The following is a 26,154-nucleotide window of genomic DNA, read 5'->3' on the forward strand; positions in this document are numbered from 1 at the left end:
TCGCTGATGGTGCGTCCACCGACGTCACGTTCTGTTGTTCCCGGCGCAGGACGGCTGGGACTGGTCGAATCCACCGCGCCCACCGACCTCCGCACGCTCGGATGGGTGGACGAGGACAGCCTCGAACTGTTGTGGTCGCTCTCGCGGGCAGCCAACGCCGACCTCGCGCTCCGCACCGTCGTCCGGTTGAACGATGCACTCGGTGACAAGTTCGCCGAGTTGGACTCCGCACTGCGGACGGACAAGGGTCTTCGCGGTCGGCTCTTCGGGTTGGTGGGTGCGTCGAGCGCCCTCGCGGACCACCTCGTCTCCGATCCGCAGTCGTGGCGCCTGCTCGCCTCGCCCGACGGCAAGTCCACCGGTCGGATAGACCTGCCGAGCAAGCAGCAACTCACCGAACAGTTGCTCGCAGCGGTCCAGGCTAGCCCGGAGACCGGGGAACATGCGTCCCCCGAACTGTATCGAGCGTCCGTCACCGGACCGGAAGCCGTTGTCGCGCTGAGGAAGACCTACCGCGACCAGGTGATGGTGCTGGCGGCCGCCGATCTGGCCGCCACCGTCGAGAACGAACCGGTTCTGCCGTACCAGCTCGTCGGCAATCAACTTTCGGACATGGCCGACGCCGCCCTCACCGCAGCTCTCGCCGTGGCCATCGCCACCGCCTGCCCGGACAAACCGTGCCCCAGCCGCATCGCCGTCATCGCGATGGGCAAATGCGGTGCCCGAGAACTGAACTACGTCTCCGACGTCGACGTCGTGTTCGTCGCCGAACCCGCGGATGCGACCGCCAGCCGGATCGCAGGCGAAATGATGCGAATCGGCTCGTCCGCGTTCTTCGAGGTCGACGCTGCGCTGCGCCCCGAGGGCAAACGTGGCGAACTGGTGCGGACACTGGATTCGCACGTCGCCTACTACAAGCGCTGGGCCAAGACGTGGGAGTTCCAGGCGTTGCTCAAGGCACGTCCGATGACCGGAGACATGGAACTCGGGCACAGCTACGTCGCCGCGTTGAATCCGATGGTCTGGCTGGCGTCGCAGCGAGAGGACTTCGTTCCCGAGGTTCGGGCGATGCGCCGTCGGGTCGAGGAAATGGTCCCACCGGAACTGCGCGAACGAGAGATCAAACTCGGACGTGGCAGCCTTCGCGATGTCGAGTTCGCCGTGCAGTTGCTCCAACTCGTGCACGGCCGCACCGACGAGTCGTTGCGCGTGCTGGGGACGACCGATGCGCTGACGGCGTTGACCGACGGCGGGTACATCGGCCGCGACGATGCGGCCAATCTCACTGCGTCCTACGAGTTCCTGCGCCTCATCGAGCATCGCCTGCAACTGCAGCGGATGAAGCGAACACACACCTTGCCTCCGCCCGACGACGAGGAAGCATTGAGGTGGCTGGCACGGGCCGCGCACATGCGGCCCGACGGCAATCGAGATGCGCTCGGTGTGCTGGCCGCGGAGATCAAGCGCAACGCGCAGCGGATCCGCAGGCTCCACGCGAAACTGTTCTACCGGCCGTTGCTCGACTCGGTGGTCCGATTCGACTCCGACACGGTGCGGTTGACGCCCGACGCCGCGATTCGGCAGCTCGCAGCGCTCGGATACGCGGCACCGGAAAATGCACTCGGGCACCTTCGCGCGTTGGTCGGTGGGGGAGCGCGGCGCGGTCAGATCCAAGCGGTGCTGTTGCCGACGTTGTTGGAATGGCTCGCCGACACCCCGGACCCGGACGCTGGGTTGCTCAACTATCGTCGACTGTCCGAGGCGGCGAGCGAGCAGACGTGGTTCCTGCGCACTCTGCGCGACGAGGGTGCTGTGGCGCAGCGTCTGATGATCGTGCTCGGTTCGTCCGCATACGTCCCGGAACTGCTGATCAAGGCGCCCGAGGTCATCCGTCTGTACGCGGACGGTCCCAGCGGACCACGTCTGCTCGACGCCGAACCCGAGGAGACGTATCGCGCGATCCTGTCGTCGTCGGGACGCTACGAGGACCCGGTCCGTGCAATCAACGCCGCACGCGCTCTGCGCCGTCACGAACTCGCTCGCGTCGCCTCCGCGGACATTCTCGGCATGCTCGACGTGCCGCAGGTCTGCCGGGCACTGTCGTCGGTGTGGGCAGCAGTCATCAACGCGGCTCTCGCCGCGGCCGTTCGGTCCAGCGTCGCCGAGCGGGGCGAGCCGGCACCGGCAACGCTCGCGGTCATCGGAATGGGGCGACTCGGCGGCGGTGAACTCGGGTACGGCAGCGACGCCGACGTGTTGTTCGTGTGCGAGCCGGCGGAAGGTGCCGACGACAGCGCTGCAGTCAAGTGGGCCAACGGCATCGCCGACAAGATCCGCAAACTGCTCGGAGCGCCGAGCACCGACCCGCCGCTCGAGGTCGACACCGGCCTTCGTCCCGAAGGTCGCAACGGTCCCGTGGTTCGTACGCTCGCCTCCTACGAGGCGTACTACGCCCAGTGGGCGCAGGCATGGGAAGTTCAGGCGCTTCTGCGTGCTCACCAGGTCGCGGGCGACGAGGACCTCGGCATCAGGTTCCTGCTGATGGTGGACAGGATTCGCTACCCGGAAGGCGGGGTGTCGCAGGACGCTGTCCGCGAGATCCGACGGATCAAGGCGCGCATCGACTCCGAGAGACTGCCCAAGGGCGCCGACCCTGCCACACACACCAAACTGGGCCGCGGCGGGCTGGCCGACATCGAGTGGACCGTGCAGCTGATCCAGCTGCGACATGCACACGACGTCAAGTCGTTGCACAACACGTCGACGCTGCAGAGCCTGGACGCCATCGGTGCCGCAGAGCTGATGAGCGAAACCGATGTGGAATTGCTGCGCGAAGCATGGATTCTCGCGACGAAGGCCCGCAACGCGCTCGTCCTCGTCCGTGGCAAACCGACCGACCAGCTGCCTCGACCGGGCCACGTGCTCTCCGCGGTGGCCAAGGTCGCCGGCTGGGACAACGGCGACGCCGGAGCCTTCCTCGACAACTACCTGCGAGTGACGCGTCGCGCCAAGGCAGTGGTGGAGCGGACCTTCGGAGCGTGAAGGTCCGCCCGCCCGTCACTGCGCGGTGACGAAGCCTTCCGACACCAACCAGTCGCGGGCGGCGTCGGCGGGCTCGATGCCCTCGACGTCGACCTGCCGGTTGAGTTCGGTCATCACCTGATCGGTCAATTTCTCCGAGATCGGTGCCATGACCTCGGCGACCTGTGGGTGCGCGTCGGCGAAGGCCTTTTTCATCACCAGGGCCGGATTGTACTTGGGGAAGAACGCTCGATCGTCCTCGAGCAGAACCAGATCGAGGGCGATGATGCGCCCGTCGGTGGTGAACACTTCACCGAACTTGCACTGTGTTCCGTCTGCGGTGGCCTGGTAGATGATGCCGGTCTGCAGGATCTGGCGCGGCGCGGCACCGGGGTCGAACTCGTACTTCGCGGCCATGCCCGGATATCCGTCCTGACGGACGTTGAATTCGGTTTCGACGCACGTGGTTGCCGCTGCCGGGTCGGTGCGGACCAACTGGGCGTAATCCGACAGGGTGCGGATCCCGGTCTGCTCGGCTGTCTGCCTGTTCATCGCGAGGGCATAGGTGTTGTTCATCGGGGCGGGCACGGCCCACACCATGTCGTTCGCTTCCAAGTCGGCATCGCGGACTGCTTCGTACTGCTGCTGCGAGTCGGGAAGCGGAGTTTCGTTGCCCAGGTAGTTGATCCACCCCGTTCCCGTGTACTCGTACGTCAGATCGATCTGACCGGCGAGCTGCGCCTCCCGGGTGCTGTTGGACCCTTGGATGTTGGTGAGGTCACGGACATCGGCGCCTGCCGCGGACAGTGCGAATTCGATGATGTAGCCGAGGGTGATCTGCTCCGTGAAGTCCTTGGATCCCACAGTGACCTTGACGCCGTCCAGCTCCGGGACGGGCTCGATACTGCCGGGGCCGACGGCCAGAGGCAGAGCGCCTCCGGATTCGAGGCCGCACCCGGTCATCAGTGCGCCGCACAGGGCGACGGCAACGGCGGTCCGTCTCATGCTCGTCGTTCTTCTCATCGCAGTCCCCGAGGTCCGAGGAACTGCTCCGCCAATGCGCCCAGCCAGTCGATGAACAACGCGAGCGATACCGCCAGCACTGCACCGACGACGAGAGTCACGTTGTCGCGCAACTTGTATCCGGTGTCGATGAGAATTCCCAACCCACCTGCGCTGACGAGGAAACACAGCGTCGCGGTGCCGACCGCCAGGACCAGCGACGTACGAAGACCAGCCAGAATGTAGGGAACGGCCAACGGGAACTCGATTCTGCGCAGCACCGTCATCGGCGACATGCCCTGGCCTCGACCGGCGTCGATCAACGTCCGGTCCACTTCCTGATAACCCAGAATCGTGTTGCGCAGCACCGGAAGCAACGAATAGAAGGCGATGGGCAGCACACCGATCCAGAATCCGGTCTGTCGCGTGGCGAGATAAAACAGGACGAGCAGGCCGATGGCAGGAGCGGCGGCACCGATGTTGGCGATGCCGACGAAGAACGGGGCAAGCTTGGTGTACCCCGGTCGAGTGAGTACCGTGCCCAACGGAACTGCCAACGCAACGACGATGACGACCACGGCCGCCGTGATCAGGATGTGCTGCCAGGTCAGAGTGAGAATGTTCGAGACGCTGATACTGCCCTGCTGCGTCGCCGTGAGATCACGACTGAAGGCCCAGATCAGCACGCCCGCGACCAGCACCACGACGAGCGCCGGTTGGACCAGCAGCCGAATGCGCTCGGCGCGTTTGGATGCGCCGCGCTCCGAGGCACCCTCGTCGGGTTCCGTTTCCATGTCCGGCGCCTCGGGCGTGGACGTCGTCCGTTCTGCCGTGGTCATGACTGGCTGACCTGTTCTTCCTGGTCGTCGTGATCGTGCTCGTGCGCTTCGCGCATCTTCTGCAGATGCCCGACGAGCGTGTCGATGGAGATCAGACCGACGTATTCCCCGCGTGGGCCGGTGACCACCGTGGACGCCGTGCTCTCGGCGAGCAGTGCTTCCAGTCCGTCCTGCAACGTCGACTGGATGGAGACGAGTTCGCCGATCGGAACGCCGACGCCGCGCAGCGACGATGCCGTCGCCAGATGACCGGGGGAGACCCACCGGAGCGGGCGGTTCCGGTCGTCGAGAATCAATCCCCACTGCCACTTTCGTGACGAGATCTTGGTGCGAATGTCGTCGACCGGATCGGATTCCCTGGCCGTCGGGCATTGCAGCAAGCGGACGTCACGAATTCTGGTCAGCGTCAACTGTTTCAGGGAAGCATCCGCACCGACGAATCCGGCGACCGTGTCGTTCGCAGGGTTGGCGAGAATGGCCTCGGGCGTGTCGTACTGCATGATCGACGACTGGTTTCCGAGTACTGCGATCCTGTCGCCGAGCTTGACCGCCTCGTTGAAGTCGTGCGTGACGAACACGATGGTCTTGCCCAGCTCACTCTGCAAACGCATCAACTCGTCCTGCAGCAGACCACGGGTGATGGGGTCTACCGCACCGAAAGGTTCGTCCATGAGCAGTACCGGGGGATCGGCGGCCAACGCGCGTGCGACGCCGACACGTTGCTGCTGGCCACCGGACAACTGCCGCGGGTACCTGTTTCGGTACGTGTCCGGGTCGAGTCCCACGAGATCCAGCATCTCGTCGGTGCGCTCGGAGATGCGTTTCTTGTCCCAGCCGATCAGGCCGGGGACTGTCGCAACGTTCTTCGCGATGGTCATGTGTGGAAAGAGACCGGCCTGCTGGATCGAATAGCCGATTCCGCGTCGCAGTTCGTCGGCGTCGATGCTCAAGGCGTCCTTGCCGTCGATGGTGATGGTTCCCGACGACGGCTCGATCAAGCGGTTGATCATCCGCATGGTCGTCGTCTTACCGCATCCCGACGGACCGACGAACACGACGGTCTCGCCGGCGGGAACCGTCAGCGACACGTTGTCGACGGCGGCCGTGTCCTGACCGGGGTATCGCTTGCTGACCGAGTCGAGCACGATGTCGACTCCCGAGACGTGCTGGTTGGTTGAGTTAGACACGAAGACCCCTCGAGGTGGTGAGCTTGCCGACCAGGACGAGGATGCCGTCGAGGATCAGAGCAAGGATGACGATCAGAACTGTTCCGACCAGTGCTTGCGGGACAGCGTTGGGGCTGCCGACGCGCGAAAGTCCGGAGAAGATGAGGTTCCCGAGCCCCGGGCCCTTCGCGTACGCAGCGATCGCGAGGATGCCGAAGATCATCTGGGTGCTCACGCGCATACCCGCGAGGATCGACGGCCAGGCCAGTGGCATCTCGATTCGTGCCAGAACTCGCCCTCGGTTCAATCCGACGCCCTTGGCGGCGTCCGTGACCGCCGGGTCCACCGAAGCGAGCCCGATGATGGTGTTCCTGATGATGGGAAGCAGTGCGTACAGCACCAGTGCGGTGATCGTCGGCGCGACGCCGAGACCCAGGATAGGAATCAACAGGCCCAGGAGGGCGAACGAAGGAATGGTGAGCACGGTGCTCGCCAGTGCTGTGGCGATTGCCGAGCCTGCAGGGGAGCGGTACACGAGCACACCGATCGCGACCGCAAGAATCGTTGCGATGACGATGGATTGCACCACCGCCGAGACGTGAAGGTACGAGTCGGTCAGCAATTGTTGCCGCCTGACCGATACGAAATTCCAGAGCGTGTCCATTGTGGTGCTGCCACCCTCTTTTCCCGTTCACCGGTCTTTTTCGGTGACGACGGACAATCCGACCCATCGAGAATGGCTTGACGAGCGTGATGGCAAACCTTTTTTCAGAAAGTCGTTACCTTCCGTACACACGAAACCGCCCGCCCTGCGTGAACGCAGGACGGGCGGTTCGGTGTTCTGGACGAGCGCTTACGCGCAGATCACACGTCGTAGTAGAGCTGGAACTCGTACGGGTGCGGGCGCAGGTTGACCGGAGCGATTTCCTGCTCACGCTTGAGCGAGATCCAGGTCTCGATGAGGTCGGTGGTGAAGACGCCACCCTCGGTCAGGTACTCGTGATCGGACTCGAGGCGATCGATGACGGCGTTCAGCGACGTCGGTGCCTGAGGAATGTTCTTGGCCTCCTCGGGCGGCAACTCGTAGAGATCCTTGTCGACGGGAGCGAGCGGCTCGATCTTGTTCTTGATTCCGTCGAGACCGGCCATCATCTGCGCGGCGAAGTTGAGGTACGGGTTGCCCGAGCTGTCCGGTGCACGGAACTCGAGGCGCTTGGCCTTCGGGTTGTTGCCCGTGATCGGGATACGCACGGCGGCGGAGCGGTTGCGCTGGCTGTACACGAGGTTGATGGGAGCCTCGTAGCCCGGCACCAGGCGGTGGTAGGAGTTGATCGTCGGGTTGGTGAAGGCCAACAGCGACGGAGCGTGGTGCAGGATGCCGCCGATGTAGTGGCGAGCCAGGTCCGACAGTCCGGCGTATCCGGCCTCGTCGTGGAACAGCGGCTTGCCGTCCTTCCACAGCGACTGGTGAACGTGCATGCCCGAGCCGTTGTCACCGAAGAGAGGCTTCGGCATGAACGTCGCCGACTTGCCGTGCTTCCATGCGGTGTTCTTCACGATGTACTTGAACAGCTGCAGGTCGTCCGCGGCTGCGAGCAGCGTGTTGAACTTGTAGTTGATCTCGGCCTGGCCACCGGTGCCGACCTCGTGGTGACCGCGCTCGAGTTCGAAGCCTGCGTTCTGCAGGTTGGTCGAGATCTCGTCGCGCAGGTCGACGTAGTGGTCGTACGGTGCAACGGGGAAGTATCCGCCCTTGGGGCGAACCTTGTAGCCGAGGTTGGGGCTGCCGTCGGCGTTGGCCTCGACACCGGTGTTCCAGGAGCCCGACACCGAATCGAGCTCGTAGAACGCACCGTTGATGCCGGAGTCGTAGCGAACCGAGTCGAAGATGTAGAACTCGGCCTCGGCGCCGAAGTAGGCGGTGTCGGCGATGCCGGTGGAGACCAAGTACTCCTCGGCCTTGCGTGCGACGTTGCGCGGGTCGCGGCTGTAGCTCTCACGCGTGAACGGGTCGTGCACGAAGAAGTCGATGTTCAGAGTCTTCGCGGCGCGGAACGGATCGACCTGCGCGGTCGTCACGTCGGGGAGAAGCATCATGTCCGACTCGTGGATGGACTGGAAGCCGCGGACGGACGAACCGTCGAAGGCCAGACCGTCTTCGAAGACATCCTTGTTGAACGCCGACGCCGGGATGGAGAAGTGCTGCTGGGTGCCGGGGAGATCCGTGAAACGGATGTCCACGTACTCGATGTTCTCGTCGGCGATGAACTTGATGACCTCTTCGGCCGTGGTGAACGCCACGCTTTTACTCCTTTGTCGAATTCCGTCGACCTGCACGTTATGGACCTGGTGTTGCCCACCAGTCAAGGCTGTGTTTCGCCCGTGTTACACGTCGTGCTCTCTGCATGTAACCGTGAGCGACGACGCACTGCGTCGTGCTCTCCCCAACACACTACGGTGACGGTGTCCGGGTCGGTCCCGCGCGGCGCCTATCCTGGAGTGCATGGCACGAATGACAGGTTCCTGGTTGTCCGGCCCGAACGCGGCGATGCCCGACGACGGAACCGAACAGAACTTCCCCGGGGAACGCCTCGGTCTCCCGCAGGACGGACCGGGTGCGGTTGCGGGACTCGGTCGACGAACTCTCGCGCTCCTGGTCGACTGGTTCATGTCGATGGGCATTTCCGCACTGATCATCAGCGTCACCGGTATCGGACAGTCGATGTCCACCATCACGCTTCTGGTGTGGTTCGTCCTCGGTGTTGCGTCCGTCAGCATCTTCTCGTTCACACCGGGACAGTTGATCGTCGGGATTCAGGTGGCCCGCGTCGACGCCTCTGCTCGAGTCGGCTTCGTCCGAGCCCTCGTCCGCACGTTCTTTCTCCTGTTCGTGTTCCCGGCCATCATCTCCGACCACGACGGCCGGGGCATGCATGATCGCGCCACCGGAACAGCGATGCTGCGCGGTCGGTGACCGCGCAGCATCGTCTTGGAGATATTGTTCGATCGTCAGCGGCGCTTGATGGTGCGCTGAACGCCCTTCATCTTCGCTCCACCGGGAATCGGGCCCTTCGGCATCGCCGGCCCACCCTTCGTTCCCAACGCCGACAGACGCGATTCGATGGTGTCCATGCGCTTGCTGTCGATGTTGTTGGGAAGCTTCGCCAGGTACTTCTGCAGGCCCGACAGCGGAATCTGATTGTCCCCGTTGCCGATGACGATGTCGTAGATCGGGGTGTCACCGACGAGGCGGGCAGTCTTCTTCTTCTCCTGAGCGAGAAGTGACTTCACGCGCTGAGGGGCGCCTTCGGCGACGAGAATGACACCCGGCTTGCCGATCACCCGGTGGACAGCGTCCAGCTGGGTGGTCCCGGCGATCGCGTTGGTGACGCGCCACGAGCCACGAAGGTTGTCGAGCGCCCAGGCAGCCGCACCGGCCTGGCCGTCGGCCTTCTTGTACACCGACTTCTGGACACGACGCCCGAAGATGATGAACGCGGCGAGCACGCCGAGGAGCAGACCGAACGGCAGCAGGAACCATTCGATACCGATGATCAAACCGATCAGAAACGCGATGACCGTGATTCCCACGATCGCGCCGATCATCAGCGGAAGAAGAGCCTTGTCTTCCTTCCGCTGCATCTGGAACGCCTGCCACAACTGACTGCGACGTTCTTTCGACGCCTGCTTCCGAGCGGCCTTCGCTGCTGCTTTCGCTTCTTTGCTGGGCTTACTTGCTTTGCCCGCTTTACTGCCGTTCGCCATGCTTCACAGGATACGTCCCGACATCCCGTCGTCATGCATCGCGCCGGGAGTGGATCAGCGAGCCGCCAGACGCGCCATCAGAGAACTGGCTTCCTGCGACGCTTCGCCGCCCTCGACCAGGTGCGCCATGCTCGCCGGCAGCTCACGTCCATGGTGCTGCATGGCCTGCGCGTACAGACGCCCGGCGCGGTACGACGAACGGACCAACGGACCGGCGAGAACACCGGCGAAACCGATCTCGGTGGCGTAATCGGAGTGCTCGACGAACTCCTCCGGCTTGACCCAACGCTCGACCGGGTGGTGCCGCGGGGAGGGACGCAGGTACTGCGTGATCGTCAGGATGTCGCATCCGGCCTCGTGGAGGTCGCGGATCGCTTCCTGGACCTCTTCCGGGGTCTCACCCATGCCGAGGATCAGGTTGGACTTGGTGACGAGGCCGTCGTTGCGCGCCGCGGTGATGACGTCCATCGACCGCTGGTACCGGAACGCGGGCCGGATTCGCTTGAAGATGCGGGGGACCGTCTCGACGTTGTGCGCGAGCACCTCGGGACGTGAGGAGAACACCTCGGCCAACTGCTCGGGGCGAGCGTTGAAATCCGGAATCAAGAGCTCGACGCCGGTGTTCGGGTTCAGCTTCTTGATGTAGCGGACCGTCTCCGCGTACAGCCATGCGCCGCCGTCGGCCAGATCGTCACGAGCGACGCCGGTGATGGTCGAGTACCGCAGACCCATCGCCTGGACACTTTCCGCGACGCGGCGGGGTTCGTCGCGGTCGAGATCCTCCGGCTTGCCGGTGTCGATCTGGCAGAAGTCGCAGCGGCGGGTGCACTGCTCACCGCCGATCAGGAACGTCGCCTCGCGGTCTTCCCAGCATTCGTAGATGTTGGGGCATCCGGCTTCCTCGCACACCGTGTGCAAGCCCTCGCGTTTGACCAGCCCCTTGAGTTCGGAATACTCCGGACCCATCTTGGCCTTGGTCTTGATCCAGTTGGGCTTGCGCTCGATCGGGGTCTCCGCGTTTCGGATCTCGAGGCGGAGTAATTTGCGTCCTTCTGGGGCCACAGTCACGGTTTCGATGCTACGCGCCGAACTTCACGGTGGTGAACTGCGGGTTGGTGGAGACTTGTACCACATCGGGGCGCGCTACTGGGTGTTCGCTGACCAGCAGAGACCCGTCGAGAGCAGCGGTGACCGCGTCCACGACCGCAGCAATCACGTCGTCGACGGTCACCTCGCGGCCCAGCTCGCTCGTGAGGGACGTGACGCCCGCGTCGGCAATGCCACACGGGACGATGGCGTCGAACCCGGACGTCGAGGAATTGCAGTTCAACGAGAACCCGTGCAGCGTGACGCCGCGCTGCACGCGAACGCCGATGGCCGCGATCTTGCGCTCGGGCAGAAGAATTCCGTCTCGGACCTCGGAGGCGAGCCACACACCCGATCGCCCGTCGATGCGTCCGCAGTCGATGCCCAGATCCGTGCACACGGCGATCAGAGCCTCCTCGACACGACGGACGTACCGCACGACGTCGATCGGCTGCGCCAACTTCACGATCGGATAGCCGACGAGTTGGCCCGGGCCGTGCCAGGTGATCTTGCCGCCGCGGTCGACCTCGATGACCGGCGTACCGTCTTTCGGGCGATCCTCGGGCGACGTGCGCCGTCCCGCGGTGTACACCGACGGATGTTCCAGCAGCAGCAACGTGTCGCGTCCGACACCCTCGGCGCGCATGTCCGCGAGTGCGCGCTGGCGATCCCACGCGTCGAGATAATCGACCGTTCCGAGCCGGGACACCTCGATGGAGTCGGAACTTTCGCGTGCGGACACAACACCTTCGGTCATAACCGTCGACGTTACGCCGACCCTGCGCGCGAACGGAATCAGCTCCCGACGGCCGCGCGCAGCGCCTCGCCGACAGTGTTGTGTTCGAACGTGAACCCGGTGTCCTCGAGGACCTTCGGGATGGCTCGCGGGCCGGTGAGGATAGCTTCCTCGGCGAACTCGCCGATCACCAGACGAAGCGCGAATCCGGGAACCACCCAGGGTGCCGGTCGCTTGATCGCTCGCGCAAAGGCGCTGTTGAACTGAGCATTGGTGACCGGAGCCGGACCCACCATGTTCACCGGACCGCGCACGGCGTCGTTCTCGATGCTGTGGATGATCCCGCCGATCTCGTCCTTCAACGAGATCCACGGAAAGTACTGACGCCCGCTACCCAGACGACCGCCGAGCGCGAGCAGATACAGCGGGCGCAGTTTGCCCATCATCCCGCCGCGGCGCGACAGGACCACTCCGCTCCGGAGCATCACCGTCCGTACCCCGCCGGCGACGGCATCGGCCGTCGCGAGTTCCCAGTCGCGGCACACTTCGGCGAGGAACCCCTCGCCGACACCGTCCGATTCGTCGACGATGCGATCGCCGGTGTCGCCGTAGAAGTTGATGCCACTGGCGTTGACGAGAGTCGGGATCCCGTGCTCCGCACAGGCACCCGCCAACACCTCGGTGGGCGTGATCCGGCTGTCGCGGACCTCCTGCTTGTACGCACCGGACCACCGCTTGTCACCGATGCCGACTCCGCAAAGATTCACCACGGCGTCACACGAGCGAAGTGCACGCTCGTCGACCGTTCCCGCCGGAGGATCCCACTGGAATTCGTCCGGCCCTGCCGGTGCGCGACGCACGAGGCGGGACACCTCGTGACCTCGTCCGCGCAACGACGCCACCAGGGCGGTACCGATCAATCCCGAAGAACCTGCAATGACGACGCGCATGGTGTTCGACGCCCCTCTCGACGGTTTCGGGGCGCCACCCGCAGTGCGAGTGGCGCCCCGATTGTGTGGTCTACCCCGATTGTTCGAGGACGATCACGTCCGGAATGTCTGGTACCTCACGATACAGACACAGCCGCGCTCGTGTCGGATCAGATACCCAGGTCCGCCTCGAACGAAGCATCTTCCAGACGCTGCTTGATCGTCGTCAGGAAACGACCGGCATCCGCACCGTCGACCAGGCGGTGATCGTAGGTCAGCGGCAGGTAGACCATCGAACGAACACCGATGGACTCGTTGCCCGCCGCATCCTTCACGACGACCGGACGCTTGACGATCGCGCCGGTACCGAGCATCGCAGCCTGCGGCGGAACCAGAATCGGCGTGTCGAACAACGCGCCCTGGCTACCGATGTTGGTGATGGTGAACGTGCCACCGGACAGCTCGTCGGGCTTGAGGCCACCGGAGCGTGCACGCGACGCGATGTCGGCGATGGCGCGAGCCAAGCCGGCCAGCGACAGATCGCCCGCGTTGTGAATGACGGGCGAGAGCAGACCCTGATCGGTGTCCACGGCGATGCCGAGGTGGACATCGGCGTGGTACGTGATCTCCTTCTTGTCCTCGTCGATGCTGGCATTGACGTTCGGGTGCGCCTTGAGTGCCTCGACGACCGCCTTCGCGAAGAACGGCAGGTACGTCAGGTTGACACCCTCGTTCTTGGAGAACGTCGACTTCGCCTTCGTGCGCAGCGCAGCGATCGTCGTGACATCGACCTCGAACGTCTGCGTGAGCTGAGCCGTGGTCTGCAGCGACTCACGCGTCTTCTTCGCCGTGATCTGACGGATGCGGTTGATCTTCTGAGTCGTACCGCGAAGGTGAGCGAGCTCGGGGCGAACGCCTGCGGTAGCCGGAGCCGCCGGAGCGGACGCGGCAGCGGGAGCCGCGGCCGGCGCCTCGGCCTGAGCGGGAGCCTTCTTCGCTTCCGCTGCGGCGAGCACATCCTGCTTGCGGATACGCCCGCCGACACCGGTGCCCTTGACCTCGGAGAGGTCGACATCGTTGTCCGCGGCGAGCTTGCGCACGAGAGGAGTCACGTACGGAGTCGCGTCACCGGACGGTGCGGACTCCTGCTTCTTCGGAGCTTCCTGCTTGGGAGCTTCCTGCTTGGGAGCTTCTGCCTTCGGGGCTTCCTGCTTGGGAGCTTCCTGCTTTGGGGCTTCCTTGGGTGCTTCCTGCTTGGGTGCTTCCGCGACCGGCTCGGGCTTCTTCTCCGGCTCGGGAGCCTTCTCGGGCTCGGGGGCCTTCTCCGCCGGTGCACCGGACCCGATCACCGCGAGCTGACCACCGATCTCGACGGTGTCGTCTTCCTCGGCGTTGATCTCGAGCAGCGTGCCTGCGACGGGGGACGGAATCTCGGTGTCGACCTTGTCGGTGGAGACCTCGAGCAGTGGCTCGTCGACCGCAACCTCGTCGCCGACCGCCTTCAGCCACCGCGTGACGGTTCCTTCGGTCACGGACTCGCCCAGCTCGGGCATCTTCACCGGGGTGCCCGAGCCGCTCGAGTCGGACTTCGCAGCGGGAGCCGCGTCCTCTGCCGGTGCCTCTTCCTCGGCCTGAGGCTCGGGCTCGGCGGCCGGTGTGGGCTCTTCCTCGGCTGCCTCGGGCTCTGCAGCGGGCGCGGACTCTTCGCCTGCGTCGCCGATCTGCGCGAGCTCGCCACCGATCTCGACGGTGTCGTCTTCCTGAGCCACGATCTTCGTCAGAACGCCAGCAGCGGGGGACGGGATTTCGGTATCGACTTTGTCCGTCGATACTTCGAGCAACGGTTCGTCGACCTCGACGGTGTCGCCCTCCTGCTTGAGCCACCTCGTGACAGTTCCCTCGGTGACGCTCTCACCAAGAGCTGGCATCTGGACGGAGAAGGCCATGTCTGTTGACTCCTCGACAGTTGTATGCGGGTAAATTCAGTTCCTACGACTTGTGGTCGCAGAACAGTGTGTGGAAACCAGTGCTGAAACTATTGTGCTGGCGCTGCAAGGTTCGCGGACGATACTTGCGTTAATTGCGACGAGGTGGTCGACGGACGTCCGCGCCAGGGCGCCCGAACCGGATGTGGCGAGACGGTTGGCCGAAGACGATCGGCTGACTCCAGCTGGCACCTCTACGCCCTTCCATCCGCGATCGGCAATCTTTCTCGACAACGAGAGAGTTGAACCCTCTACCTTCATCCTTCCATCCCTCGGCGTCGCATGTTCCCCGAGGGCTGATCTCGGACTGGCAAACTGGTGAGTAACACGAAGTGCGTGATCCGCGACGACAGAATGACGCACCGATGACAGGAGTCAAGCAGTGGGCTTGTTCGATCGTTTCTCTCGACGCGGCACTGGAGGTAGACGAGCCAAGGAGGGCTCGACCGCGCAGTACCTCGCGGACTGGACCGCGGCCAGGATCGGCGTCGAGGCGTACGTGGAACCGAAGACGACAGTGACTCCTGTCACTGTGGTTCTGGTAGCCAACGACGGCGAGTGGACGCGCCGTGCCGTCGACGAGCGCGATATCCGAAAGATCGGCCCGGACCTGAAGATTCCCGTCTACGACGTCCGCAAGACCCGCTACCCCCAGCGCATGCGTGACTACGACGCGCGTCAGAAGATCCTGCGCAAGCGAGCCGAAGGTATGTGAGTGGAAATGTAGGCGGTCTCAAGCCGTAGGCCAGGGCCTACATTTCCACTCACATAGCCGGGGGGCTAGCCGTTCTCGACGATGTCTTCGAGTACTGCGAACATCGTCCGCACCGGCACACCCGTGCCGCCCTTGCCGATGTAACCGAACGGCCCACCCGTGTTGTAGGCAGGACCGGCGACGTCGATGTGCGCCCACTCGACACCCTCGGCGACGAACTCCTTCAGGAACAGTGCCGCCGCCAACATTCCGCCCGCACGACCGTTGGTGACGTTCGCCAGATCCGCGACCTTGGAATCCAGTTCGCGGCGAATCTCCTTCGGCAACGGCATAGCCCAACCGTCCTCGCCGACGGCCTGCGACAGCGCCGCGACGCGGTCACGGAACGCGTCCGTGCCCATGACGCCAGGCGTGCGGTTGCCGAGCGCGACGACCTGCGCGCCGGTCAGCGTCGCCGTGTCGATCAGGTAATCCGGGTCGTCCTCACAGGCACGCACGATGGCGTCGGCGAGAACAAGGCGTCCTTCGGCGTCGGTGTTGATGACCTCGACGGTGATGCCGCCGTACTGGGTCAACACGTCACCGGGACGCTGCGCGGTCCCGGACGGCATGTTCTCCGCCATCGGAACGGTAGCGACGACGTCGAGCGCGAGACCGACTTTGGCGGCGAGGATGACCGTCGCGATGACGGCGGCGGCGCCGGCCATGTCGGACGTCATGTTCTCCATGCCCGCGGCAGGCTTGATGGAGATGCCGCCGGTGTCGAACGTGATGCCCTTGCCGACGAGCGCGACCTTCTTCGACTTTCGCTTGCCTCCCGAATGGCTCAGCCGAACAAGCCGCGGCAGCCTCGACGAGCCCTTGCCGACGCCGTGGATGCCGCCGTACCCACCCTTTTCCAGCGCTTTGTCGTCGAGAATCTGGACACTCAGACCCGCCGCGGTGCCCAGTTCCTTGGCGCGCGCCGCGAACTCCTCGGGGTAGAGGTGGCTCGGGGGAGTGTTGACGAAGTCACGCGCGAGCGCGACGGACTCGGCAATGGCCAGAGACCGCGCCAGCTCCGACTTCGGCTCACGCGCACGAGGATTCGCCACGAGAAGTTCGACCCGAGCGACCGGGCCTGCGTCCGGACCCGGTGCGGACAGTGCGGACTTGAATTCGGTGAACGTGTACGCGCCGAGGTAGAAACCCTCGGCGGTCGCACCGAGATCCAGCGAAGACAGAGTGGTGGCAACGGTTCCCGTACCGCTCAGTGCGCGAGCCGCGGTGCCGGCCGACCGCCGGATGCGCTCGTCGTCGATGTCCGCCGACGCGCCGAGGCCCACACCGAGAACACTGGAGACACCCAGTGCGGAGGGCGCGGGAATGCGCGTGAGTTCGTCTGCCTTGCCCGTTGCGCCGACGCTGTCGAACGCGTCGAACAACGTCGTCGCGACGGCGTCGTCGAAGACGTCCTCGTCGGTGTGCAGTTCCAGCCCTTCGTCACTCGTGCTGAGTGCGACGACGAGCACGTCGACGTTCTTGCCGATTCGGCCGGCCAGCGCCAGCTCGGGTCCGAGAGTGCGGGATGAAGTCGAGGGCACGTGGCAGCTCCTACAGAGGGATCGATTGTGTCGGTCGGCTTCGATGGTAGTGACCCCCTCGGTGATGATCACCGCCGCGAGGGCTGTTGTCCGCTAGCGTTGGCGACCATGAGTGAAGCCGAGCTCGTTCGAGGTCCCGCGCACACCGTTCACGTCGAACTCGGTGCCACGTTCGCACCGTTCGGTGGTTGGGAGATGCCGGTGTCCTACGCCGGGGTCGTCGCCGAACACAAGGCCGTTCGAGAATCCGTCGCCGTCTTCGACGTCAGCCACCTCGGCAAGGCGATCGTCAGTGGACCGGGTGCAGCAGCATACGTCGACGCGACGTTGACCAACGATCTCGGCCGCATCCGGCCGGGCAAAGCCCAGTACACGTTGTGCTGCACCGAGTCCGGCGGGGTCGTCGACGACCTCATCGCCTACTACGTGAGCGACGAAGAGGTGTTCCTCGTTCCGAATGCCGCCAACACCGCAGCGGTCGTCGCGGCGCTGGCGGCGCAGGCACCCGACGATGTCACCGTCGCCGATCTGCACCGAGACTTCGGCGTGCTCGCCGTCCAGGGTCCGGGATCACGCGCAGTCGTGGAGAGCCTGGGCCTCCCGGCGAACATGGAATACATGGCCTTCGCGGACGCGACGTGGCAGGGGAAGTCGGTGAGGGTGTGCCGTACCGGCTACACCGGAGAACACGGGTACGAACTGATCCCCGCGTGGTCCGACACGGAAGCCCTGCTGCGCGCGCTGGCCGACGAGGTTCGAGGCGCCGGCGGGCAGGTCGCCGGACTCGGTGCCCGAGACACCTTGCGCACCGAGATGGGTTACCCACTGCACGGCCACGAACTGTCGCTGGACATATCCCCGCTCCAGGCCCGCTGCGGGTGGGCGATCGGCTGGAAGAAGGAACAGTTCTGGGGCAAGAACGCTCTCGCCGCGGAGAAGGCAGCAGGCCCCGTGCGCGTGCTCCGTGGAGTCAAGGCACTCGACCGAGGTGTCCTTCGCCCCGGCCTCACCGTCACACACGGCGGAGAGCCGATCGGAATCACCACGTCCGGCACTTTCTCGCCCTCGCTCGGAGTCGGAATCGCTCTTGCCTTGCTCGATTCGAGCGCCGCGGTGACACCGGGAGACACTGTGGAGGTCGACGTGCGTGGCCGCGCCCTGGCGTGCGAGATAGTCGCTCCACCCTTCGTCTCCGCCAACACCAAGTGAATAGCCGTGTGCGCGGAGGATTAAGATTCCACACATGACAGGCACTCCCGAATTCACCCGCGTGCAGCACCCCTCTCCGGCGCCGTCGGAAGCCAGAGAAGCAGTACTGGCCGCGCCCGGGTTCGGGAAATTCTTCACCGACCACATGGCCATCATCGACTACACCGCCGAGAAGGGCTGGTACCAGCCGACGATCGCGCCGTACGGTCCCATCGAGCTCGACCCTGCCGCGATGGTTCTTCACTACGGCCAAGCCATCTTCGAAGGCCTGAAGGTGTACCGCCAGCCGAGTGGAGAATTCGCGTCGTTCCGAGTGCTGTCCAACGCGGAGCGCTTCCGTACGTCGGCGAAGCGGCTCGCGATGCCGGAACTACCCGACGAACTTTTCCTCGGATCGATCGAGCAACTGCTCGCTGTCGATCACGAGTGGGTTCCCGAGGCCGGCGGCGAAGACGCCCTGTACCTGCGTCCGTACATGTTCTCCACCGAGGCAGGCCTCGGAGTCCGGCCGGCGGACGATTACCGCTACATGCTCATCGCGTCACCCGCAGGCGCCTACTTCCCACGTGGCGTCAAGCCCGTCAAGGTGTGGCTCTCGACCGAGTACGTTCGGGCCGCGCCAGGAGGCACCGGTGCAGCCAAGTTCGCGGGCAACTACGCCGCGTCGCTCCTCGCACAGGCCCAGGCCAGCGACGAAGGCTGCGATCAGGTGGTCTGGCTCGACGCCATCGAGCGGCGCTACGTCGAAGAAATGGGTGGAATGAACCTGTTCTTCGTCTTCGGCTCCGGATCCGACGCCCGGCTCGTCACCCCGTCCCTGTCGGGCTCGCTTCTGCCGGGCATCACGCGCGACTCGTTGCTGACGCTGGCAACGGACTCCGGCATCCCCGTCGAGGAACGCCGGATCTCCACCGAGGAATGGCGCAAGGGCGCCGAATCGGGCGAGATCACCGAGGTCTTCGCATGCGGAACCGCCGCCGTCATCACCCCGGTCGGAACCGTGAAGTCCGCCGACGGTGAATTCGCCGTCGCCGACGGCGAGCCCGGCGAAGTGACCCTCGCGCTACGGGACACGCTGACCGGAATTCAGCGCGGCACCTTCGCCGACACGCACGGCTGGATGACCAAGCTCGGCTGACCAGTCTGCCTTCCGCGGATCGTCCGATCAGGCGGAAGGCAGCCCCGCCAGCAACCCCACCACGACGATCGTCGTCGTCGTCTCCACAGCTGCGCCCAGAACGTCTCCGCTGACACCGCCGAACCGTCGGACACAATGCCGGACGCCCAGTGCGGCCGCGCCCAACGCGACGACGAGTACCACCGGGCCCTGCCACCACCGACCGTCGACGGCGAGAGTCGATGCTGCAACAGCCAGTACCGCCCACGTGGACACCACGACGCGGGACTGCGAATCCGCAACCAGCGCACCGAAACCGGTGTCCGACGCGGGCCGGACGCCGCGTCGACACGCGAGAACGACGGCGACGCGCCCGGCAGCGACAGCGACGACGACAGACCACCACTGCTCGGCCGAGGCGAGAGCGCCGAACCCGGCGGCCTGAACGAGCATCACCAACCCGATGGCCGCGACGCCGAACGGGCCTGCGCTTCCGGACCGCATCACGTCACGGGCGCGCTCGGGTGGCCCGTAGCACCCCAGTCCGTCAGCGGTGTCCGCCAGCCCGTCGATGTGCATGCCTCGGGTCAGCAACGCGAGCGCAGAGACGCCCAACGCCCCGGCCAGAACGGCAGGCAGAGACGCGGCAACCACGCCGAACCACAGAACGGCCGCCGCCGATGCGCCGAGCCCGACTCCCACCAGCGGTGTCCACCCGATCGCCGCACGGGCGTCGTCGCGACCGACCGTCTCCGGGCCGCGCACCGGCACAACCGTCAACCACGACAGTGCCAGGCGCGGTCCGATGAGCATTACGTGGTGGTGCTCTCGGTGCTGACCCCCGCGGCAGAGAACGTGGACATCTCACCGAGGGTTGCCACCGCCGCGTGCACCACGTTGAGTGCAACAAGTGCACCCGAGCCTTCCCCGAGCCGCATGTCGAGTTCGAGGACCGGCTCGATACGCAAGTGGCGCAGTGCAATCGAATGAGCCGGCTCGGTCGAGCGATGACCGGCGACCCACCATTCACGCCCACCGCGAGCCGATTCCTCCGCGACCAACGCCGCAGCAGTGACGACGAGGCCGTCGAGAATCACCGGCGTACGACGGTGTGCTGCCTGCGCGAGAAAGCCCGCCATGGCCGCGATGTCGGCGCCTCCGGCGACTCGAAGCAACGCCACCGGATCCTTCACGACGGGCCGTGCCCGGCGCATCGCGTCACGGATAGCTGCGGTCTTCCTGATCCAGCCTGCGTCGTCGACGCCGGTTCCTCGCCCGACCGCGGCGACGGGTTCGGTGTCGGTGAGCGCGGCGATCAACGTTGTTGCGGGAGTGGTGTTTCCGATTCCCATGTCGCCCGCGATCAGCAGATCGGCACCGCCGTCGACCTCCTCGTCCGCCACTGCGCGGCCCGCGTCGATCGCGGCGAGAACCTCGTCGGACGTCAGCGCATCCTCCCGGTCGATGGAACCGCTGGACCGGCGAACCTTGTACGCGCTCACCGTCGGATCGGTGTCGGTCGCGACCGAGATGTCCACGACCCGAACCGACGCCCCGGCAACCCCGGCAAGCGCATTGACCGCAGCGCCGCCGGCAGTGAAGTTGGCGACCATCTGCGCGGTGACCTCTGGCGGGTACGCCGACACCCCGTGCGCAGCCACACCGTGATCACCGGCGAACACCACCACGCGTGGCCTGACGATCGGCGACGGAGGGCATCGGTCCTGGCAGGCGGACACCCACTCGCCGAGCTCCTCGAGCCGCCCGAGGCTGCCCACGGGCTTGGTCAGCGATCGCTGCAGCTCCGAAGCCTGCACTCGTGACTCCGCCGACGGAGGTGCCACGGGACGCAGGGGCGTCGAGAAGTCCTCGGACTCCGAAGGGGCTGTCACAGGCGACCTTTCATCGAAAATCGGAACCGCTGTCATCGTCGGTCTTCGGGTCGTCGGACTTCAGCGGCAGCGGGAGGCCGGCGACTACAAGAACGACCGTCTCGCACGTGGCGGCCAGTCGGAAATTGAGGGTACCCATCTCGTCCTGGAACAGCCTGCCCGAGCGAGTCGCGGGAACCACGCCCCACCCCACCTCGGGACTGACGAGAACCAGATCGCCCCGGTACCGCTGCACGGCCGCACACAGCGCGTCGGTGGCTGGGGCGGCGGTTCCTCGCGGCAAATCCCACGCATCGGCGTCGTCGAGGGCACCGGTCAACCAGGTGCCGAGATCGTCGACGATCGTCGTACCCGGATGTGCTTCGCGCAGCGTCTCCACCAACCCGTCCGACGACTCCACGGTGGACCACTCCGATGGACGACGCGCGCGGTGCGCGTCCAGACGAGCATCCCAATCCGCGTCGCCGGCGATGCGGCGTCCCGTCGCGACATATCGAACAACAGGCGCCTCGGCGGCAAGAGATTCCGCGTACGCAGACTTACCCGACCGCGTACCCCCGAGGACGAGCGTGCGCCGCACGGTACTCACGTGGGCCGCGGCGGTCAGACTGCTGCGCCGCGCTCGACGCGTGGCTTCGGCGCGCGCATCTTGCGCAACTGCGACGCGCGGACGAACGCGTACCAACCGAGGCGGAAACCACCGTCGGTGGTGTCCGGGAAACGCTCACGCACCCGATTGTTGATCTGACGGCCGATGAAGATGCCCTCGATCACCATGAACAGCATCATGACGAACATCGCGAGAGTCACGAACGCCTGAACGGCCGGGCTGAGGAACAACGCGAAGATCAGGAGCAACGCCAACGGCATGAACAAGCCGACGAGGTTGCGTCGTGCATCCACCAGATCGCGCGCAAAGGCCCGAACCGGACCCTTGTCGCGGGGGAGCAGGTACTTGTCCTCACCGGCCAGCATCCGTTCACGACGCTCGGCAGAGGCAGCACGCCGCTCGGCTGCGGCTTTCTTCCGGTCGTCCTTGGAGCCGCGGTTCGCCTTCCTGCGCTCGCGGGCTTCCTTGCTCGTCATCGGCGGTGGGGCGACCGGACCGCGGCGCCGCGCCTCGGCTTCCCGACGCTTCGGCGTCGGGCGACCCTTGCCGACGGCGGGAGCCGTCTGGTCCGTGGCGGGGGACTCGACGGACTTCGAATCGTCCCCGTCCGAATTGTCAGAGTTTCCGCGGCGTAGCAACTTCACCCTCCCAGGTTATGGGATGACGACGAAGTCCTGAACACCGGCCGCGTCGGACACGTCCGAAGTCCGGGGTTTCATACGATCGAATCGGTCTTCGACGCCCGTGGCTCGTGAGGAATAAGCGGGAGCGGAGTACGGTTGAGGCGTTCACGGGTTTGGTACGACTGACAGGGAGAGCCCATGACCGTCTCGAACGAGACCATCACGCACAAGGTCACGATGACAGAAGCCGCGTCGTCGAAGGCCAAGGCGTTGCTGGATCAAGAAGGCCGCGACGACCTCGCACTGCGCATTGCTGTGCAGCCCGGTGGTTGCGCAGGTCTGCGCTATCAGCTCTTCTTCGACGATCGAAGCCTCGACGGCGACCTCGCGGTCGACTTCAACGGCGTCACGCTCGCCGTGGACCGGATGAGTGCTCCGTACGTCGAGGGTGCGTCCATCGATTTCGTGGACACCATCGAGAAGCAGGGCTTCACGATCGACAACCCGAATGCCACAGGCTCGTGCGCCTGCGGTGATTCGTTCAACTGAGTTTTCAGCACAACCTCTGACCGGTACTCGCTCGCGGGTACCGGTCAGAGGTCTGTTCACACCCAATCGCCACGTGAGTGGAAATGTAGCCCAGGGGGCACATTTCCACTCACATAGCCCGTCTCGCCAACCGAAAGGCCCACCCACGTGACACTCGCGGTATCGGGATCGATAGCCACCGATCACCTCATGCGATTTCCGGGCAAGTTCGCCGAGCAGATCGTTGCCGATCAGCTGTCGAACATCTCGCTCAGCTTCCTCGTCGACGATCTGGTGATCCGCAAAGGCGGAGTCGGCGGGAACATCGCATACGCACTCGGTGTCCTCGGCGGATCACCGCTTCTCGTGGGAGCCGTCGGACCGGACTTCGGCGAGTACCGCGCGTGGTTGGAAGCCAACGGCGTCGACTGCGGGGGCGTGCGAGTCTCGGAGTCCGCGCACACCGCTCGATTCGTGTGCACGACCGACGAGGACATGGCTCAGATCGCCTCGTTCTACCCCGGTGCGATGAGCGAAGCTCGTGACATCACGATCGACGGATTGGTGTCCTCGAGTCCCATCGAACTCGTTCTCATCGGTGCCAACGATCCCGACGCGATGATCGCGCACACCGACCAATGCCGCGCGAGCGGAATTCCGTTCGCAGCCGATCCGTCGCAGCAGCTGGCGCGACTGACCGGCGAGCAGGCAATTGCCCTCGTCGACGGCGCGACCTACTTGTTCACGAACGAATACGAGTGGGGACTGCTGCGTCAGAAGACCGGACTGTCCGAGGCGGAAATCGCCGCGAAGGTCGGACTGCGAGTCACCACGCTCGGCAAATCCGGTGTGGAGATCGTCGCCGCCGACGGTACGAGGACGCATGTCGAGGTCGTACCGGAAACAAGCAAGGTCGACCCGACCGGCGTCGGTGACGGATTCCGCGCTGGATTCCTGCTCGCGCACCGCGCCGGTGCGACGGTCGAGCGCGCCGCCCAACTCGGCTCGCTCGTCGCGGTCCTCGTGCTCGAGACCACCGGTACTCAGGAATGGACCTTCGTGCGCGACGACGCACTGAAACGTCTCGGCGCGGCCTACGGCTCCGTCGCGGCCGAGGAGATCGGCGCACTCCTGCCGTCGTAGGTCGCTCGGTATCGCAGACCTCACGTCGATGGCCCGCACGCAACAGTCGAAATCGTTGCGTGCGGGCCATCGAAGTTCAGGTAGAGATTCAGACCAGCCTGTGCGCCGTCAGAGGTCCACCGGGTATGTCGGCTCCGCGATCTCCGGGACGATCCGCTTCTCCACGAAGATCCCGTGCCACACCATGAAGATCAACACGGTCCACAGCCGTCGGCTGTGATCGGACTTGCCGTCGCGGTGCTCGTTCAGCATCGCGGTGATGGCCGCCTTGTTGAGGATGTGATCGGTCTCCGACGCGGCGATCTGCTCGTGCGCCCAATCGAACAATTCGGTTCCGCGTAGCCAGTGCCGAAGAGGGACCGGGAAGCCCAGTTTCGCGCGATGCAGAACATGGCCGGGCACGATTCCTTCGAGCGCCTGCCGCAGGGCGTACTTGGTGGTGTCCTTCGTGATCTTCTGCTCCAACGGCAGCTTCTCGGCGACCGCGAACACCTCGTTGTCGAGGAACGGGACACGCAGTTCGAGGGAATTCGCCATGGTGATCTTGTCTGCCTTGACCAGAATGTCGCCGCGCAACCACGTGAACAGATCGAGGTGCTGCATTCTCGCCACCGGATCCCAGCCCTGCGACTGTGCATAGATCGGCGCCGTCACGTCCGTGTGCGTCCACTCCGGACGGAAATCGCGCAGTACCGCCCTGAGCTGAGCGTCCCCGAAACTCCGCGCATTCCCGTAATAGCGCTCCTCGAGCGACATGGATCCGCGGTGCAGCAAACTTTTACCCCGCGTACCGTCGGGAATCCTCTCGCTCAGAGCGCCCGCCGCGCGACGCAGACCCCTCGGCAGGTACTCGAAAGGTTTGAGCGACAGCGGCTCCCGATAGATGGTGTAGCCACCGAAAAGCTCGTCGGCGCCTTCACCCGACAACACGACTTTGACGTGTTTGCGTGCTTCCTTCGCCACGAAGTAGAGCGGCACCAGAGCCGGATCCGCGACCGGATCGTCGAGGTACCAGACGATCTCCGGAATCGACGCTGCGAACTCCTCGGGGCCGACGACCTTGACGACATGCCGAGCCCCGATCGCGGCGGCCGACTCCGCGGCCACATCGACCTCCGAGTAGCCCTCACGCTCGAAGCCGGTGGTGAACGTGATCAGGTTCGGATTGTGGCGCATCGCCAGAGCCGCGATGGCGGTCGAGTCGATGCCGCCCGACAGGAACGATCCGACGGTGACATCGGCCCGCATGTGCTTGGCGACCGAATCCTCCAGCGCCTCGGCGATCTCCTTGTAGCGAGCCGCCTCGGAACCCGCCGCGAACGGCTTCACCGGGAACTTCGGCGTGAAGTACCGAGTGACCACCGGAGTCCCACCGGGGGAGAGGGTCGCGTAGCAACCGGACTCGAGGCGTCGGATCTCACGATGCAGCGTCTCCGGCTCGGGTACGTACTGCAACACCGTGTAGTGCTCGGTTGCTCTCGCGTCGAGGTCAGTGCCGATACCCACCAGGTCCGTCAGCTCCAGCAAGCTCTTCTTCTCGCTGCCGAACGCGGTGCCGCCCGGACCGGTCGCCATGAACAGCGGCTTGATACCGAACGGGTCACGCGCCAGAAACAGCTCGCGCGTTTCCGTGTCCCAGATGGCGAACCCGAACATGCCACGCAGCCGTCGCACAGCCGTCGGACCCCAGTAGTGGAAAGCCGCCACGATGGACTCGCCGTCGCCCTCGGTGAAGAACTCGGCGCCGTGATCGCGAGAGAGTTCCTCCCGCAGTTCGAGGTAGTTGTAGATTTCGCCGTTGAACGTCAGTGCGTAACGCGTCGGGTTCTCGGGCGGCCCCCACCGAAGCGGCTGATGTGAATGAGCGATGTCGATGATCGACAGACGATTGAATCCATAGATGATGTCGTCGTCGTGCCAGGTGCCCGGTTCGTCCGGTCCGCGGTGGCGCATGCAGTGCATGGCGGAGGACACGAGGTCGACTCCCGCAGCATCGGTGCCGGTCGACGTCAGTACACCGAGTAGTCCACACACAGCGTCTGCTACCTCGTTTCGCAGTTGGGGATTGGTCCGCTGCCACGGCGTCAGCATCCTGACGCCCCAGGCGGCACGGAAACCTCGAGTATGCCGCAGACACGGTACGCGCAACGCGGGCGACCCAAGAGTGGTGATGCGACGGCTTTGGTCTACGCTGCGTAGTACTAG

General features: G+C 65.0%; 23 protein-coding genes. 7 read left to right on the plus strand and 16 right to left on the minus strand.

The genetic code is table 11. The features are described 5' to 3' along the window. The first annotated feature begins 6 nt into the window (after window positions 1–6). Window positions 7–3,042, plus strand: a complete 3,036-nt coding sequence (locus H292_RS0115100) for a bifunctional [glutamine synthetase] adenylyltransferase/[glutamine synthetase]-adenylyl-L-tyrosine phosphorylase (protein WP_019665996.1) — start codon at window positions 7–9, stop codon at window positions 3,040–3,042. 15 nt (window positions 3,043–3,057) lie between these two features. On the opposite strand, the gene H292_RS0115105 is transcribed toward H292_RS0115100, so the two are convergent. The 5 genes from H292_RS0115105 to glnA all read right to left on the minus strand — a co-directional run bounded on the left by H292_RS0115105 (window position 3,058) and on the right by glnA (window position 8,329). After that, window positions 3,058–4,026, minus strand: a complete 969-nt coding sequence (locus H292_RS0115105) for a glycine betaine ABC transporter substrate-binding protein (protein WP_020111956.1) — start codon at window positions 4,024–4,026, stop codon at window positions 3,058–3,060. 14 nt (window positions 4,027–4,040) lie between these two features. Then, a complete protein-coding gene (locus H292_RS0115110; RefSeq protein WP_051104930.1) occupies window positions 4,041–4,817 on the minus strand; it encodes an ABC transporter permease in 777 nt (258 codons plus the stop codon). A gap of 41 nt (window positions 4,818–4,858) precedes the next feature. After that, window positions 4,859–6,049, minus strand: a complete 1,191-nt coding sequence (locus H292_RS0115115; protein WP_027498843.1) for an ABC transporter ATP-binding protein — start codon at window positions 6,047–6,049, stop codon at window positions 4,859–4,861. Continuing rightward, window positions 6,042–6,692: an ABC transporter permease gene (locus tag H292_RS0115120; RefSeq protein ID WP_019665992.1), complete on the minus strand. Its 651-nt coding sequence runs from the start codon at window positions 6,690–6,692 to the stop codon at window positions 6,042–6,044. Before H292_RS0115120 ends, H292_RS0115115 begins: the two co-directional genes overlap by 8 nt. Before the next feature lie 200 nt (window positions 6,693–6,892). Next, window positions 6,893–8,329 (minus strand): type I glutamate--ammonia ligase, encoded by a 1,437-nt coding sequence (gene glnA / locus H292_RS0115125; protein ID WP_019665991.1) that lies wholly within the window; start codon window positions 8,327–8,329, stop codon window positions 6,893–6,895. Between the two features lie 202 nt (window positions 8,330–8,531). Between glnA and H292_RS0115130 the strand changes: the two genes are divergently transcribed. Further along, on the plus strand, window positions 8,532–9,002 hold the full coding sequence (locus tag H292_RS0115130; RefSeq protein WP_019665990.1) for an RDD family protein: 471 nt from the start codon (window positions 8,532–8,534) through the stop codon (window positions 9,000–9,002). Window positions 9,003–9,037: 35 nt separating this feature from the next. Here H292_RS0115130 and H292_RS0115135 read toward each other — a convergent pair whose 3' ends face one another. The 5 genes from H292_RS0115135 to sucB form a co-directional block, all read right to left on the minus strand. Further along, window positions 9,038–9,793 (minus strand): DUF4191 domain-containing protein, encoded by a 756-nt coding sequence (locus H292_RS0115135; protein ID WP_020111958.1) that lies wholly within the window; start codon window positions 9,791–9,793, stop codon window positions 9,038–9,040. 54 nt (window positions 9,794–9,847) lie between these two features. Then, the gene (lipA, locus tag H292_RS0115140; RefSeq protein WP_026347929.1) at window positions 9,848–10,861 is read right to left on the minus strand and encodes a lipoyl synthase; all 1,014 of its coding nucleotides are present in this window, start codon (window positions 10,859–10,861) and stop codon (window positions 9,848–9,850) included. 10 nt (window positions 10,862–10,871) lie between these two features. Then, window positions 10,872–11,636 carry a lipoyl(octanoyl) transferase LipB gene (gene lipB / locus H292_RS0115145; RefSeq protein WP_020111959.1) on the minus strand — a complete coding sequence of 255 codons (765 nt, stop codon included), beginning with the start codon at window positions 11,634–11,636 and terminating at the stop codon, window positions 10,872–10,874. A gap of 38 nt (window positions 11,637–11,674) precedes the next feature. Next, complete coding sequence (locus tag H292_RS0115150; RefSeq protein WP_019665986.1) at window positions 11,675–12,565, minus strand: TIGR01777 family oxidoreductase; 891 nt, start codon at window positions 12,563–12,565, stop codon at window positions 11,675–11,677. 149 nt (window positions 12,566–12,714) lie between these two features. Continuing rightward, window positions 12,715–14,490 carry a 2-oxoglutarate dehydrogenase, E2 component, dihydrolipoamide succinyltransferase gene (gene sucB / locus H292_RS0115155; protein WP_020111960.1) on the minus strand — a complete coding sequence of 592 codons (1,776 nt, stop codon included), beginning with the start codon at window positions 14,488–14,490 and terminating at the stop codon, window positions 12,715–12,717. Between the two features lie 421 nt (window positions 14,491–14,911). Between sucB and H292_RS0115160 the strand changes: the two genes are divergently transcribed. Beyond that, on the plus strand, window positions 14,912–15,244 hold the full coding sequence (locus H292_RS0115160) for a hypothetical protein (protein WP_019665984.1): 333 nt from the start codon (window positions 14,912–14,914) through the stop codon (window positions 15,242–15,244). A 65-nt stretch (window positions 15,245–15,309) separates the two neighbouring features. Here H292_RS0115160 and H292_RS0115165 read toward each other — a convergent pair whose 3' ends face one another. After that, complete coding sequence (locus H292_RS0115165) at window positions 15,310–16,827, minus strand: leucyl aminopeptidase (protein ID WP_019665983.1); 1,518 nt, start codon at window positions 16,825–16,827, stop codon at window positions 15,310–15,312. Window positions 16,828–16,935: 108 nt separating this feature from the next. On the opposite strand from H292_RS0115165, the gene gcvT reads away from it, so the two are divergent. Both gcvT and H292_RS0115175 read left to right on the plus strand, forming a co-directional pair. Further along, complete coding sequence (gene gcvT, locus H292_RS0115170; protein WP_026347928.1) at window positions 16,936–18,036, plus strand: glycine cleavage system aminomethyltransferase GcvT; 1,101 nt, start codon at window positions 16,936–16,938, stop codon at window positions 18,034–18,036. 34 nt (window positions 18,037–18,070) lie between these two features. Continuing rightward, window positions 18,071–19,174, plus strand: coding sequence for a branched-chain amino acid aminotransferase (locus H292_RS0115175; RefSeq protein WP_019665981.1), 1,104 nt, complete (start codon window positions 18,071–18,073; stop codon window positions 19,172–19,174). Window positions 19,175–19,201: 27 nt separating this feature from the next. Here the strand turns inward: H292_RS0115175 and H292_RS0115180 are convergent, their stop codons facing one another. The 4 genes from H292_RS0115180 to H292_RS0115195 are packed head-to-tail and all read right to left on the minus strand — an operon-like array spanning window position 19,202 to window position 22,299. Then, entirely contained in the window at window positions 19,202–19,966 is a 765-nt protein-coding gene (locus tag H292_RS0115180) for an adenosylcobinamide-GDP ribazoletransferase (RefSeq protein WP_019665980.1), read from the minus strand. Next, window positions 19,966–21,081: a nicotinate-nucleotide--dimethylbenzimidazole phosphoribosyltransferase gene (gene cobT, locus H292_RS0115185; protein WP_442978566.1), complete on the minus strand. Its 1,116-nt coding sequence runs from the start codon at window positions 21,079–21,081 to the stop codon at window positions 19,966–19,968. The genes H292_RS0115180 and cobT overlap by 1 nt, the downstream gene beginning before the upstream one ends. After that, complete coding sequence (gene cobU, locus H292_RS0115190) at window positions 21,056–21,634, minus strand: bifunctional adenosylcobinamide kinase/adenosylcobinamide-phosphate guanylyltransferase (protein ID WP_019665978.1); 579 nt, start codon at window positions 21,632–21,634, stop codon at window positions 21,056–21,058. The genes cobT and cobU overlap by 26 nt, the downstream gene beginning before the upstream one ends. A gap of 14 nt (window positions 21,635–21,648) precedes the next feature. After that, window positions 21,649–22,299, minus strand: a complete 651-nt coding sequence (locus tag H292_RS0115195) for a DUF3043 domain-containing protein (RefSeq protein ID WP_019665977.1) — start codon at window positions 22,297–22,299, stop codon at window positions 21,649–21,651. A 177-nt stretch (window positions 22,300–22,476) separates the two neighbouring features. On the opposite strand from H292_RS0115195, the gene H292_RS0115200 reads away from it, so the two are divergent. After that, complete coding sequence (locus H292_RS0115200) at window positions 22,477–22,827, plus strand: HesB/IscA family protein (RefSeq protein WP_019665976.1); 351 nt, start codon at window positions 22,477–22,479, stop codon at window positions 22,825–22,827. A gap of 147 nt (window positions 22,828–22,974) precedes the next feature. After that, window positions 22,975–23,949: a carbohydrate kinase family protein gene (locus tag H292_RS0115205; protein WP_019665975.1), complete on the plus strand. Its 975-nt coding sequence runs from the start codon at window positions 22,975–22,977 to the stop codon at window positions 23,947–23,949. A gap of 108 nt (window positions 23,950–24,057) precedes the next feature. Here the strand turns inward: H292_RS0115205 and asnB are convergent, their stop codons facing one another. Then, on the minus strand, window positions 24,058–25,983 hold the full coding sequence (gene asnB / locus H292_RS0115210; protein ID WP_027498844.1) for an asparagine synthase (glutamine-hydrolyzing): 1,926 nt from the start codon (window positions 25,981–25,983) through the stop codon (window positions 24,058–24,060). Window positions 25,984–26,154: the final 171 nt, after the last annotated feature.

Origin of the sequence: Rhodococcus sp. 114MFTsu3.1 (genome assembly GCF_000383555.1) — a bacterium.
GTDB classification, from domain to species: Bacteria; Actinomycetota; Actinomycetes; order Mycobacteriales; family Mycobacteriaceae; genus Rhodococcoides; species Rhodococcoides fascians_E.